The sequence below is a fragment of the Oryzobacter terrae genome, from assembly GCF_042756445.1.
Taxonomy (GTDB): Bacteria; Actinomycetota; Actinomycetes; order Actinomycetales; family Dermatophilaceae; genus Oryzobacter; species Oryzobacter terrae.
Map to the genome: position 1 here is coordinate 3,289,576 of NZ_CP170578.1, position 12,999 is coordinate 3,302,574.

Here is a 12,999-nt window from a genome sequence, read left to right on the forward strand (position 1 = left end):
CGTGGCGCACCAGTGGCGCGGGGTCATCCGCGAGTACGCCGCCCGCCTGCCGATGCTCGAGGGCGCCCCGGTCGTCACCCTGCACGAGGGCGGCACCCCGCTCGTCGCGTGCGAGGGCCTATCCGAGACGACCGGTGCCAACGTCCTCGTCAAGGTCGAGGGGATGAACCCCACGGCGTCCTTCAAGGACCGCGGGATGACGACCGCCATCTCGGTCGCGAAGCGCAACGGTGCGCGGGCCGTCATCTGCGCGAGCACCGGCAACACGAGCGCCAGCGCCGCGGCGTACGCCACGAAGGCCGGGATGACCTGCGCCGTCCTCGTCCCCGACGGCAAGATCGCGATGGGCAAGCTGAGCCAGGCGGTGGCCCACGGGGCCACGCTCATCCAGGTCGAGGGGAACTTCGACGACTGCCTCACCGTGGCGCGCAAGCTCGCCGAGGCCTACCCCGTCGAGCTCGTCAACTCGGTGAACCCGGCGCGCATCGAGGGGCAGAAGACCGGCGCCTTCGAGGTCGTCGACGCCCTCGGCGACGCCCCCGACATCCACGTCCTGCCCGTCGGCAACGCCGGCAACATCACGGCCTACTGGCGCGGCTACACCGAGTACGCGCAGCCCACCGCCGGCCTCGGGGGCGAGGTGCTCGCACCCGTCGCCACCCGTCGCCCGCAGATGTGGGGCTTCCAGGCCGCCGGCGCCGCGCCGATCGTCCTCGGCCACCCCGTCGACGAGCCCGAGACGATCGCCACGGCCATCCGGATCGGCAACCCGGCGTCGTGGCGGCAGGCCGAGGAGGCCCGGGACGAGTCGGGAGGGCTCATCGACTCCGTCACCGACGACGAGATCCTCGAGGCGCACCGCCTCCTGTCCTCCACCGAGGGCGTCTTCGTCGAGCCCGGCTCGGCGGCGTCGATCGCGGGCCTGCTGAAGATGTCGCGCGCCGGGCGGGTCCCCGCCGACTCGACCGTCGTCTGCACGGTCACCGGTCACGGGCTCAAGGACCCGCAGTGGGCGCTGCGCACCGCCGACGGGGCAGAGGTCCAGCCGGTCCGGGTGCCCGTCGACGCGTTCAGCGTCGCGAGCGCCCTCGGCCTCGAGGGCTGACGTGGCCGAGGACGCCCCGCGCCTGCGCCCCGGTGCCTCGGTCGAGGTGCGGGTCCCCGCGAGCAGCGCCAACCTCGGCCCGGGGTTCGACTCCGTCGGCTGCGCCCTCGGCGTGTGGGACACCTGCCGCGCGACGGTCACCGAGGAGCCGGGGCTCGTCGTCGTCGTGTCGGGGGAGGGCGAGGGCGTCGTCCCGCTGGACGCCTCGCACCTCGTCCACCGCGCCATGCAGGTCGCGTGGGGCGAGCTCGGCGTGCCGCCGCCCGCCGGCCTGCGCCTCGACTGCACCAACGCCGTGCCGCACGGCCGGGGGATGGGCTCGTCGGCGACGGCGATCGTCACGGGGGTGGTCGCGGCCCAGGCGCTCCATGAGGTCTCGCGGGGGGCTGCCGGCGACGGCGTCGACCTCGCGTTCACCAACACCCTGGCCGCGCGGCTCGAGGGGCACCCCGACAACTCCTCGGCGAGCGTCTTCGGCGGGGTGACCCTCTCGTGGTCCGACGACGACCTCGCGAGCACGACGACGGTGCGCCTCGAGGTCCACCCCGACGTCGTGCCCGTCGTCCTCGCCCCCGACGCCCAGCTCTCCACCGCGAAGGCCCGTTCGGTGCTGCCCCAGCAGGTCCGCCTCTCCGACGCCGCCGCGAACGCCGGCCGCGCCGCCCTCCTCGCCCACGCCCTCGCGCGCGCTCCCGAGCACCTCCTCGCCGCGACCCGCGAGTGGCTGCACCAGGAGGCGCGCCGGCCGTCGTACGCCGCGTCGATGGCGCTCGTCGACGCCCTGCGCGCCGACGGCCACGCCGCCGTCGTGTCAGGAGCCGGGCCGTCCGTCCTCGTCCTCGCGGTGGGCGACCGGGCCGCCGACGTCGCCGGTCACGCCGGTGCGGGCTGGCGCGTCGTCACCCCGGGCATCCCCGAGCACGGCGCGACGGTCCGGGTGCTCTCCGGCGCCTGACCGGCGCCTGGATCGAGCCGGACCGGCGACACCCCGCGGTGGACCGATCCGCGTCCGGCGTCGGCCCCCGGTGCTATCCTCGTGCTTGCGACCGCAGTCGATGCCGGGGTCAGTCCCGTTGCCTGCCGCGAGTCGCCCCCCACGACCAGGGCCAGCCCCGTTGATTTCGACCGGTGCCTGCATGTCCGGCGTGGACTCCCACATGATCGGCCGTAATGAGGCCATCCACGAGCGAGGGGAAGGATCCTTCGTGACAGACACCACCACCCTCGAGGCAACGGCCTCGGGCTCGAGCCCGCGCCGTTCCGGAGCACTGACCGCCATGCGGTTGGCCGAGCTCCAGGGGCTTGCCTCGAGCATGGGCATCAGCGGGACCGGCAAGATGCGCAAGGGCGACCTCGTCGCCGCCATCAAGGCCCGCCAGAACGGCGAGAGCGGCCCGGCCAGCGCCGGCGAGCCCCGCCGCCGTGAGCCCGACACCGCCCGTGCCGAGCGTGCCGAGGGCACGACGCGCGAGGAGCAGCCGGCCCGCGAGGAGCGCGCCGACGACCGCGGCGAGCGCCAGGCGCGCGCCGACCGCCAGGAGCGCTCCGACCGCCAGGAGCGCACCGACCGCCAGGACCGGAGCGAGCGCCAGGAGCGCACCGACCGCTCCGACGCCCGCGAGCGCCAGCAGGACCGCGGCGAGCAGCGCGAGGGCGGCGCCGACCGCCAGGAGCGCACCGACCGCAGTGACCGCACCGAGCGCCAGGACCGCGGGGACCGTCAGGACCGGGGCGGCCAGGCCACGGGCACCCGCGGTACCAACGGCCAGCAGGCCGCCGGCCAGGGCCAGCAGTCCCAGAACGCCACGGCCGCCGCGACCGCGGCCGCCGACGACGAGGACGGCCGCGGCGGTCGGCGCCGCCGCAACCGGGGCCGCAACCGCGACAAGCGCCGCCCGCAGGACGGCGTCACCACCCAGCAGGACGACGTCGCGCCGCAGATCTTCGAGGACGACGTCCTCGTGCCCGTGGCCGGCATCCTCGACATCCTCGACAACTACGCCTTCGTGCGCACGACCGGGTACCTGCCGGGCAGCAGCGACATCTACGTCCCGCTCGCCATGGTCAAGCGCCACGGCCTGCGCAAGGGCGACGCCGTCACCGGTTCGATCAAGGCCACCCGTGAGGGCGAGGAGCCGCAGCAGCAGGCCGTGGGCGGGCGCAACAGCCGCGCCAAGTTCACCCCGCTGGCGCAGCTCGACACCATCAACGGCCAGTCGCCCGACGAGGCGCGCCGCCGTCCCGAATTCGGCAAGCTGACGCCGCTCTACCCGCAGGACCGCCTGCGCCTGGAGACCGAGCAGCACCTGCTGACGACGCGGATCATCGACCTCGTCGCCCCCATCGGCAAGGGCCAGCGCGGCCTCATCGTCGCCCCGGCGAAGGCCGGCAAGACGATGGTGATGCAGGCGCTGGCCAACGCGATCACGACGAACAACCCCGAGTGCCACCTCATGGTCGTCCTCGTCGACGAGCGTCCCGAGGAGGTCACCGACATGCAGCGCGCCGTCAAGGGCGAGGTCATCTCCTCGACCTTCGACCGGCCCGCCGAGGACCACACGACGGTCGCGGAGCTCGCCATCGAGCGCGCCAAGCGCCTCGTCGAGATGGGCCACGACGTCGTCGTGCTGCTCGACTCGATCACCAAGCTCGGTCGCGCCTACAACCTGTCGGCCCCCGCGAGCGGACGCATCCTCTCCGGTGGCGTCGACTCGGCCGCGCTGTACCCGCCGAAGAAGTTCTTCGGCGCCGCGCGCAACATCGAGAACGGTGGGTCGCTCACCATCCTCGCGACGGCGCTCGTCGAGACCGGCTCGCGGATGGACGAGGTGATCTTCGAGGAGTTCAAGGGCACCGGCAACATGGAGCTCAAGCTCGACCGGCAGCTCGCGAACCGCCGCATCTTCCCCGCGGTCGACGTCAACAACTCGGGCACCCGCAAGGAGGAGATCCTCCTCGCCCCCGAGGAGCTGCGGATCATGTGGAAGCTGCGTCGCGTCCTCGCGGCGCTGGACTCCCAGCAGGGCATCGAGCTGCTCCTCGACCGCCTCCGCAAGACGAAGACGAACTACGAGTTCCTCAGCCAGGTCCAGCAGACCGCGACGATCAAGCTCGAGGACGAGGACGACTGACCTCGTCCCGCGAGCACCCGGCACGCCGTCCCGCACCAGCGGGGCGGCGTGTCGCGCTCTCAGGCCGGGTCGCGCGGCACGGGACGCGACATCGCGGGGAACGAGCGCGCCACGAACCCGCGGGGCTCGTAGATCCGGGCGCCGCGCGGCGTCGCGAAGAGGTCGACGCGGGTGACGTCGGTGTGCTCGAGGAACCAGGCCATGAGGTCGTCGGTGACGGCGGCCGCGAGGCCACGGCCGCGGTGGGCCGGCAGCGTCGCGACGTTCGAGATGAGTCCCACGGCGCCGTTCGGGGCGCCGGGCCCGGGGATGAGCGCGGTGACCTCGCCGACCGCGGCCGCGACGACCTCGCCGCCGACCTCCGCGACGGTGGTGCGGACCCCGTCGCGCCCGGTGCTCCGGACGAACCAGTCGTGGGCCGCGTGGCGCCACACGTCGTCGGCGAGCCGCTCGGGTGGGACGCCCATGGCCTCGAACATGACGACGCGCAGGACGACGAGCGCGGCCGCGTCGTCGGCGGTGGCCTCGCGCACGTGGGCCGACGGGGCAGCCGCGTCACCCACCGTGGGTCCTCAGCGCTGCGGGCCGAGGGCGAGGCGGCGGCGGGTCTCGGCGCGGCCCTCCGCGGAGTCGGGCAGGTCCCACCACGACTCGACCCACCACGTCGCGCCGGCGTCGGCCCAGGCCTGCACCGGAGGCCGGGTCTGGCCGAACGAGCCGTGGCTGTCGCCCTCGACGACGACGTCGTAGCCGTCCATCGGGAGCCCGGCGTCGGCCCGCATCGTCCCGATCCGGTCGACGACCTCGCGCAGGCCGTCGTGGGTGAGCCGCGAGCCGGGGTCCTCCAGGCTGCCGCCGGCGATGGCGGGGAAGACGCCGTTCCAGCGCGCCGCGCGCTCGAGGGAGCGCTGCCGCTCCCGGCCCTGGACGAGCATCCCGACGCACCACACGGGTGGGTGCGGCGTCTGGACCGGGGGTGGGGGGACGAGCTCGGTGACGGGAGTGGCGCTGAAGTGCTCGCCCTCGAAGGAGAACGGCTGGCCACCCATCAGCCCGGCGTAGACCGCGAGGCACTCGTCGAGCTTCCTCGCGCGGGTGGCTCGGCCCTCGTCGGCCTCGAAGGCCAACCAGTTGCCGTGCAGCGCCCCGAGGCCGACCCCGAGGGTGACCCGCCCGTTCGACAGCCGGTCGACGGAGGCGACCTTCGAGGCGAGGTCCCACGGCCGGTGACGGGCCGCCGGGGTGAGGAGGGTGCCGAGCCGGATCCGCTCGGTGGCCATCGCGGCGGCGCCGAGGGTGACCCACGCGTCCTGCCCCCACACGGCCTCCCACGAGAAGACCTGGTCCCACCCCGACTCCTCTGCGACGGCGGCGAGCTCGGTGAACTCGCGCTCGGTGGCGTACGGGATGACGGCTCCGAACCTCATGCCGAGCCACGGTACCCAGCCGGGCCGACAGCAGGCCCGATCAGCGGCGTGCGGTCACTCGCACATGACCATCGGCCGCTCGGGGACGTCGACGACGACCGTCACCCCCGCCGTGGTCGCCGTCGCCGGGACGACGACGCCCGAGGCGTCGCCCTCCCCCACGGCGAGCTCCCACAGGACGTCGCCGCTGGCGGGGTCGAGGGCCGACACCCGCTGCTCGTCGTCCCGGTCCGGTCCGCCCTGCACGAGGACCGCCGCCACGCCGGACGCCCCGGTCACCCGACCGGGTCGTCGCCACAGCTCGGTCCCGGCCACGGGGTCCCGGCCCACGACGACCGCACCCTGCTCGTCCGACTCGGTCGTCGCGACCACCCCCCGGGTGGCCGCCACCGACGAGCGGTCCGTCGGGGTCGCAGCCGTCCAGCGCCGCATGCCGGTCGTGACGTCGTGGCCCGCGAGGCCGCTCGCCGAGACCAGCCCGACGACCGGTGCTCCGGGCGTCAGCACCTCGTCCTGGGGGACGGCGCCGGGCGCCCGCCACCGCACGTCTCCCGTGGCCTCGACGAACGCGGTCTCCGCGACGCCCGTGGCCGACCACGAGACGAGGACGCCGCCGGGCGCGGGGGTGAAGGCGGTGTCGAACCGGCGGGCCACCCCCTCGGGGACCACCCGCCAGCCCAGCGCTCCGTCCACCACCCCGTACACGGACCCGTCCGGCGTCGCCGCCAGGACGACGTCGTCCCCGACGACGGCCAGCGGTCCGAGGACCTCCGCCGGAAGCTGGACCGGGGAGCCCGAGGCCGTGCCGCGTTCGGAGGGCCGCGGGACCACGTCCACCGAGTCGCCCCAGGCGACGGCGAATCCCGTGCCCACGGTGACGACGGGGGAGGGCGCCTGGCTCCTCGAGTCGCTCGTGCGCGACCAGCGGAAGCCGCCGGTCGTGCCGTCGAGCGGGCGGCCGACGAGGACCGGACCGTTCTCGTCGCGGAAGGCCCCCACGACGAGGCCGTCGACGACGGCGCCGGGGTCCTGGACGGCATCGGTGTCGAGGAGGACCCGACCCGTCGCGGCGTCGAGGACCGTCGTGGCGCGGCAGCCGTCGACGACCACGGTGCCGCCCTGCTGGAACACGCGAGCACCCGAGTCGCGCACGGTGGTGCGCCACGTGGTGCTCCCGTCGTCCGCGACGGCGGTGACCACCCCGCCCAGCGAGCCGCACGCCGACTCGTCGCACGCCGATGGTGTCGTCGAGCACCCGGCGACGAGGGCCACCACGGCGAGGGAGAGCGCGCGTGCCGCGCGCCGGTGCGAGAGCATGGCGTCATCCTCGGGGCGAGGTGCCTGACGTGCGACGACGTCGCGCCGATCGCAACCGTCCCGTCCCCGGATCGTGACCGGTCCGTGAGGAATGCCGAGGGGGTCGCCGCCGTTTAGGTGACGGTGTGCCACCTCTGGCACACTTGAACGCTGGACCGGTTCACGGCAGTGACGCGTTTCCTGAGCGACCTCCCCACGAGGGTCGCAGTCGGGGCGCCAAGGGTGAGATGCACCGTGCTGAGCCCGCCGACCCGGAGAGATCCAAGGAGACACTCGTGAAGAAGGACATCCACCCCGACTACGTCGAGACCACGGTCACCTGTACCTGTGGCAACACGTTCACCACCCGCAGCACTGCGAAGAACGGCCTCATCCACGCCGACGTCTGCAGCAACTGCCACCCGTTCTACACGGGCAAGCAGAAGATCCTCGACACCGGCGGCCGCGTGGCCCGGTTCGAGGCCCGCTACGGCAAGAAGGCCGCCAAGTAGCACCCCCGACGCGCCGGTCCGCCTCCTCGTGAGGTGGACCGGCGCGTCGCGTTTCCACCCCCGTCGCACCTGACGACACCCTCAGACCGACCACCGGAGGCCGCCGTGCTGGAGTCCGCCCAGGCGCTCGTCGACGAGCACGCGGCCCTCGAGCGGCAGATGGCCGACCCCGCGGTCGCGTCCGACCCCGACCGCAGCCGCGAGGTCGCCAAGCGCTACGCCGCCCTCGGCCCGACCGTCGCCGCGCACCACGCGTGGACCCGGGCCCGCGACGACCTCGAGGCCGCCCGCGAGCTCGCCCGCGAGGACGCCGCGTTCGCCGAGGAGGTCCCGGCCCTCGAGGCCACCCTCGCCGCGGCCGCCGACCGGCTCCTGCGCCTCATGGTCCCGCGCGACCCCGACGACGACCGGGACGTCATCCTCGAGGTCAAGGCGGGGGAGGGCGGCGAGGAGTCGGCCCTGTTCGCCGGCGACCTGCTGCGGATGTACCTGCGGCACGCCGAGCGCCGCGGCTGGCGCACCGAGGTCCTCGACGCCACCGAGTCCGACCTCGGCGGGTACAAGGACGTCCGCGTCGCCGTGAAGTCGCGCAGGGCGGCGCTGCCCGGCGAGGCGCCGTGGGCCCGGCTGAAGTTCGAGGGCGGGGTGCACCGCGTCCAGCGCGTGCCCGTCACCGAGAGCCAGGGCCGCATCCACACGAGCGCCGCCGGCGTGTGGGTCATGCCCGAGGCCGAGGAGGTCGAGGTGACGATCGACCCCAACGACCTGCGCATCGACGTCTTCCGCTCGAGCGGCCCGGGCGGCCAGAGCGTCAACACCACCGACTCCGCCGTGCGGATCACCCACCTGCCGACCGGCCTCGTCGTGTCGTGCCAGAACGAGAAGAGCCAGCTGCAGAACCGCGAGGCGGCGCTGCGCGTGCTGCGCGCCCGCCTCCACCAGCTCGCGATGGACGAGCGGCACGCCGCCGACGCCACGGTCCGCAACAGCCAGGTCCGCACCGTCGACCGCAGCGAGCGGATCCGCACGTACAACTACCCCGAGAACCGGATCAGCGACCACCGCACCGGGTTCAAGGCCTACAACCTCGACACCGTCCTCGACGGCGACCTCGACCCGATCATCCAGTCGGCCGTCGACGCCGACGAGGCCGCCCGCCTCGCCGCGATCTCCGAGCGATGAGGACCGCGCCGGCCACGCTGCACGACGCGGTCTCCCGCGCCCGGCGCTCGTTCGCCGACGAGGGCATCGCCTCGCCCGACGTCGACGCCGTCGAGCTCGCCGCCTTCGCCCTCGGCACCGACACCGACGACGTCCGCCGCCGGATGGTCCTGCGCGACCCCGCCGACGCCGGCTTCCTCGACACCTACGGTGACCTCGTCGAGGAGCGGCTCGGCCGCGTCCCGCTCCAGCACCTCACCGGGCGGGCGCACTTCCGCCGGCTCACCCTCGCGGTCGGGCCCGGCGTCTTCGTGCCGCGTCCCGAGACCGAGGTCGTGGCCGGTCTGGCCATCGAGGCCGCACGGGCGGTCGGCGACGCCCCCCTCGTCGTCGACCTGTGCACCGGCTCGGGGGCGATCGCGCTCGCCCTCAAGGACGAGGTGCCCGGCGCCGCGGTCCACGCCGTCGAGCTGTCCGACCTCGCGCACGGGTGGGCCGTCGCCAACCGCGAGCGCACCGGGCTCGACGTCGACGTCCGCCTCGGCGACGCCACCGTCGCCTTCGACGACCTCGAGGGGACGGTCGACGTCGTCGTGAGCAACCCGCCGTACATCCCCGACGGCGCCGTCCCGCTCGACCCCGAGGTCCGCGACCACGACCCCGAGGTCGCCCTGTACGGGCGCTCCGCCGACGGCCTGGCCGTCCCGCTCGCGGTGGCCGCCCGGGCCGCGGTGCTCCTGCGCCCCGGCGGGGTCCTCGTCATGGAGCACGCCGACAGCCAGGGGGAGTCGCTGCCGCGGGGGCTGCGGGCCACCGGCGCCTGGGCGGAGGTCGTCGACCACCGGGATCTCTCGGGGCGCCCCCGCGCCACGGTCGCCCGGCGCCGGTGAGCCCTCCGACCGCCCACCGACCCGGAACCCTAGGCTGGGTCCCATGAGCCCCGTCTTCGACTGCACGACCGAGCACGGGCGGGCCGACGCCATCCCGAAGGTCGCGTCCGGGGTCCGCGAGGGCAAGCTCGTCGTCCTCCCCACCGACACCCTCTACGGCATCGGCGCCGACGCCTTCTCCCCGGAGGCCGTGCACGCGCTGCTCGCCGCGAAGGGCCGCGGGAGCGACATGCCGCCCCCCGTCCTCGTGCCCGACACCCGCACCATCGACGGCCTCGCGACCGACGTCCCCGACTGGGCCCGCGCCCTCGTCGAGGCGTTCTGGCCCGGCGCCCTCACCGTCGTCGTCAAGGCTCAGCCGAGCCTGATGTGGGACCTCGGCGACACCGGCGGCACCGTGGCGCTGCGGATGCCCGACGACCCCGTGGCGCTCGCGCTGCTGCGCGAGGTCGGCCCGATGGCCGTCAGCTCGGCCAACCGCACCGGCCACCCCGCGTCGCGCACCGTCGTCGAGGCCGCCACCCAGCTCGGCGCGAGCGTCGAGTTCTACCTCGACGGCGGTCCCGTGTCCGGCGGGCTCGCGTCGACCATCGTCGACTGCACCCGCGACGAGCCGGTGTTCCTGCGGGTGGGGGCGATCTCGGAGGCCGACGTGATGGACGTCGTGGAGCGCGCCCGCGGCAACGCCCTAGAGTTGGCGGGCGCCGAGCCCGCCGCGCCTCCGGAGACGGACGTGCCCGACGAGTCCCCGTCCACCGATCACCGAGAGACCAGCGATGACTGACACCTTCTACGGTTCCGACTTCGGCGCCCTCGAGGCCTTCGACCCCGACATCGCCGGCGTGCTGGTGAGCGAGCTCGACCGCCTGCGCGGTGGCCTCCAGCTCATCGCGAGCGAGAACTTCTCGAGCCCCGAGGTCCTCACGGCGCTCGGCTCGACGCTGTCGAACAAGTACGCCGAGGGCTACCCCGGGCGCCGCTACTACGGCGGGTGCTCGGAGGTCGACAAGGCCGAGACGCTGGCCATCGAGCGGTGCACGGCGCTCTTCGCCGCCGACCACGCGAACGTCCAGGCGCACTCGGGGGCGAGCGCCAACCAGGCGGTCTACGGCGCGTTCCTCAAGCCCGGCGAGACGATCCTGGCGATGAGCCTGCCCCACGGCGGGCACCTCACGCACGGGACGAAGATGTCGTTCTCCGGCAAGTGGTTCGACGCCGTCCACTACGGCGTCGACAAGGACACCGAGGACATCGACTACGACGAGGTCGAGCGCCTGGCCAAGGAGCACCGCCCCAAGGTGATCCTCGCCGGCGGCTCCGCGATCCCGCGCCTCATCGACTTCGCGCGCTTCCGGGCCATCGCCGACGAGGTGGGCGCGATCTTCTGGGTCGACGCCGCGCACTTCATCGGCCTCGTCGCCGGCGGCGCGATCCCGAGCCCGGTGCCGCACGCCGACGTCGTGTCCTTCACGACCCACAAGGTGCTGCGCGGACCGCGCTCGGGCGCCATCGTCTGTCGTGCCGAGCACGCCTCGGCCATCGACCGCGCGGTCTTCCCGATGATGCAGGGCGGCCCGCAGATGCACACGATCGCCGCGAAGGCCGTGAACTTCAAGGAGTGCGCGACCCCCGAGTACGCCGCGTACACCCGGCAGGTCGTCGCCAACGCCAAGGTCCTCGCCGAGTCCCTCGGCGAGAAGGGGATCCGTCCCACCACCGGCGGCACCGACACGCACCTGTCGCTCCACGACCTCCAGCCGGTCATGGTCACCGGTGCCGACGCCGAGGCCCGCGCCGACGCGGCCGGGATCACGCTGAACAAGAACGCGATCCCGTTCGACCCCCAGAAGCCGAACATCGCCTCCGGCATCCGGGTCGGCACGCCGTGCGTCACGACCCAGGGCATGGGGGAGGACGAGATGCGCACCATCGCCTCGCTCATCGCCCGGGCCGTCGTCGACGGCGACGCCGACCCCGAGCACCCCGTGTCCCGCGAGGTCCGCGGGCAGGTCACCGACCTGGTCGGCCGCTTCCCGGCCTATCCCCGCCCGGGTGCCCCGCAGGGCTGACGGCGGGGGACCCGTGGGCGAGCCGAGCCACACGCGTCGCCGTCCCCTGCTCGGACGGCTGAACCGACGCGGCTTCCGCCTCGTCATGCTCCTCGACGCGCTCGCGGTCCTCACCCTGACCGTCGCGACGATGGTCTACCGCTTCGGCGACCCCCCGTGGCCGACGTACTCCCTCACGGCGTACGCGTTCTCCTTCGGGATCTCGACGCTGATCTTCGTCGTCGCCTTCTACTTCGGCGGGCTCTACGAGCGGGAGCCCCGGCTCGGCGGGGCGCCCGTGCTCGCGCACGCGGCCCGCCTGTCGCTCGCGGCCGGCAGCTTCGTCGCCCTGCTCAACCTCGCGCTCACCGGCTTCGCGCAGCAGCGGGGGTCGCTGCTCGGCCGGGCCCTGCCCTTCCCGATCGTCAACCTCGTGGCCGTCATCGTCCTCGCGGCCGTCGCCGTCGCCCTCAACCGGGGCATCGTCCACGCCCTGCGGACCCGCCGCGAGGGACCGCCGCACGTCATCGTCGCGGGGGAGCAGGCCGACCTCGAGCTCGCCCGGCGCCACCTCGAGCTCGTCGACCGGGCCGACTTCGTCGTCGTCGGCGAGGTCGACGACGCGATGTCGGTCGTCGACGCCGCCCGCGAGCACGGCGCGACCGACGTCCTGCTGATGACCGGCGCCTGGCTCGAGGAGTGGTACCCGCGCACCATCGGCCGCCTCGACCGGATGGGCACGACGATCCTCCTGCGGGTCACCGGCCGCGAGACGCTCTACGGCCTCGACCGCCTCCGCGAGGTGGCGGGCCTGCCGTTCGTGCTCCTCCTGCCCCAGACGATGCCGAGCTCGCAGCGCCACTTCAAGCGACTCCTCGACCTCTTCCTCCTCGTCCTCACCGCGCCCGTGTGGGTCCTCCTCCTCGGCGGCGTCGCCCTCCACCAGCTCGTCGTCGCGGGGCGCCCGCTGCTCTACCGCCAGACCCGGGTCGGGGTGGGGGGCGAGACGTTCGAGATGCTCAAGTTCCGCACGATGCGCGTCGACGCCGAGGCCGACGGCGGGGCCCAGCTCTCGACCCAGGGCGACCCCCGGGTCATCCCCGCCTGCCGGTGGCTGCGGGCCACCCGCGCCGACGAGCTGCCGCAGATCCTGCACATCGTCACCGGCCGGATGTCGATCGTCGGGCCCCGCCCGGAGCGTCCCGAGCTGACCGCGGGCTTCGAGAAGGAGATCGCGGGGTACACCCGGCGGCACGAGGTCCCCCCGGGCCTCACCGGGCTGGCGCAGATCCACGGCAGGTACCACACCGACGCCGAGTACAAGCTCGGCTACGACCTCCAGTACCTCGTCAACTGGTCGCCGGTACTCGACCTGGAGATCATCGCGCGCACCATCTACGTCATCCTCGCGCGGCGGGTCTGAGCCCCC

Annotated in this window: 12 protein-coding genes; 9 read left to right on the forward strand and 3 right to left on the reverse strand. The window is 74.1% G+C overall.

What is annotated here, in order from left to right; genetic code table 11:
* Position 1 precedes the first annotated feature (1 nt).
* The 3 genes from thrC to rho all read left to right on the forward strand — a co-directional run bounded on the left by thrC (position 2) and on the right by rho (position 4,236).
* Entirely contained in the window at positions 2 to 1,105 is a 1,104-nt protein-coding gene (thrC, locus tag ACFWN3_RS15760; RefSeq protein WP_377641168.1) for a threonine synthase, read from the forward strand.
* 1 nt (position 1,106) lies between these two features.
* Entirely contained in the window at positions 1,107 to 2,060 is a 954-nt protein-coding gene (locus tag ACFWN3_RS15765; protein ID WP_377641170.1) for a homoserine kinase, read from the forward strand.
* Positions 2,061 to 2,310: 250 nt separating this feature from the next.
* Positions 2,311 to 4,236 (forward strand): transcription termination factor Rho, encoded by a 1,926-nt coding sequence (gene rho / locus ACFWN3_RS15770; RefSeq protein WP_377641172.1) that lies wholly within the window; start codon positions 2,311 to 2,313, stop codon positions 4,234 to 4,236.
* A gap of 59 nt (positions 4,237 to 4,295) precedes the next feature.
* Here rho and ACFWN3_RS15775 read toward each other — a convergent pair whose 3' ends face one another.
* The 3 genes from ACFWN3_RS15775 to ACFWN3_RS15785 are packed head-to-tail and all read right to left on the reverse strand — an operon-like array spanning position 4,296 to position 6,980.
* Positions 4,296 to 4,799, reverse strand: coding sequence for a GNAT family N-acetyltransferase (locus ACFWN3_RS15775; RefSeq protein ID WP_377641174.1), 504 nt, complete (start codon positions 4,797 to 4,799; stop codon positions 4,296 to 4,298).
* Positions 4,800 to 4,808: 9 nt separating this feature from the next.
* Positions 4,809 to 5,663, reverse strand: coding sequence for an LLM class flavin-dependent oxidoreductase (locus ACFWN3_RS15780; RefSeq protein WP_377641176.1), 855 nt, complete (start codon positions 5,661 to 5,663; stop codon positions 4,809 to 4,811).
* A gap of 54 nt (positions 5,664 to 5,717) precedes the next feature.
* Positions 5,718 to 6,980 carry a PQQ-binding-like beta-propeller repeat protein gene (locus ACFWN3_RS15785; RefSeq protein ID WP_377641178.1) on the reverse strand — a complete coding sequence of 421 codons (1,263 nt, stop codon included), beginning with the start codon at positions 6,978 to 6,980 and terminating at the stop codon, positions 5,718 to 5,720.
* Positions 6,981 to 7,255: 275 nt separating this feature from the next.
* Between ACFWN3_RS15785 and rpmE the strand changes: the two genes are divergently transcribed.
* The 6 genes from rpmE (at position 7,256) to ACFWN3_RS15815 (ending at position 12,993) form a co-directional block, all read left to right on the forward strand.
* Entirely contained in the window at positions 7,256 to 7,471 is a 216-nt protein-coding gene (gene rpmE, locus ACFWN3_RS15790) for a 50S ribosomal protein L31 (RefSeq protein WP_377641180.1), read from the forward strand.
* Positions 7,472 to 7,576: 105 nt separating this feature from the next.
* On the forward strand, positions 7,577 to 8,653 hold the full coding sequence (gene prfA / locus ACFWN3_RS15795; protein WP_377641182.1) for a peptide chain release factor 1: 1,077 nt from the start codon (positions 7,577 to 7,579) through the stop codon (positions 8,651 to 8,653).
* On the forward strand, positions 8,650 to 9,522 hold the full coding sequence (gene prmC / locus ACFWN3_RS15800) for a peptide chain release factor N(5)-glutamine methyltransferase (protein ID WP_377641184.1): 873 nt from the start codon (positions 8,650 to 8,652) through the stop codon (positions 9,520 to 9,522). The genes prfA and prmC overlap by 4 nt, the downstream gene beginning before the upstream one ends.
* 43 nt (positions 9,523 to 9,565) lie before the next feature.
* Complete coding sequence (locus tag ACFWN3_RS15805; protein WP_377641186.1) at positions 9,566 to 10,306, forward strand: L-threonylcarbamoyladenylate synthase; 741 nt, start codon at positions 9,566 to 9,568, stop codon at positions 10,304 to 10,306.
* On the forward strand, positions 10,299 to 11,591 hold the full coding sequence (gene glyA, locus ACFWN3_RS15810; protein WP_377641188.1) for a serine hydroxymethyltransferase: 1,293 nt from the start codon (positions 10,299 to 10,301) through the stop codon (positions 11,589 to 11,591). The genes ACFWN3_RS15805 and glyA overlap by 8 nt, the downstream gene beginning before the upstream one ends.
* The gene (locus tag ACFWN3_RS15815; RefSeq protein WP_377641190.1) at positions 11,575 to 12,993 is read left to right on the forward strand and encodes a sugar transferase; all 1,419 of its coding nucleotides are present in this window, start codon (positions 11,575 to 11,577) and stop codon (positions 12,991 to 12,993) included. Before glyA ends, ACFWN3_RS15815 begins: the two co-directional genes overlap by 17 nt.
* Positions 12,994 to 12,999 lie beyond the last annotated feature (6 nt).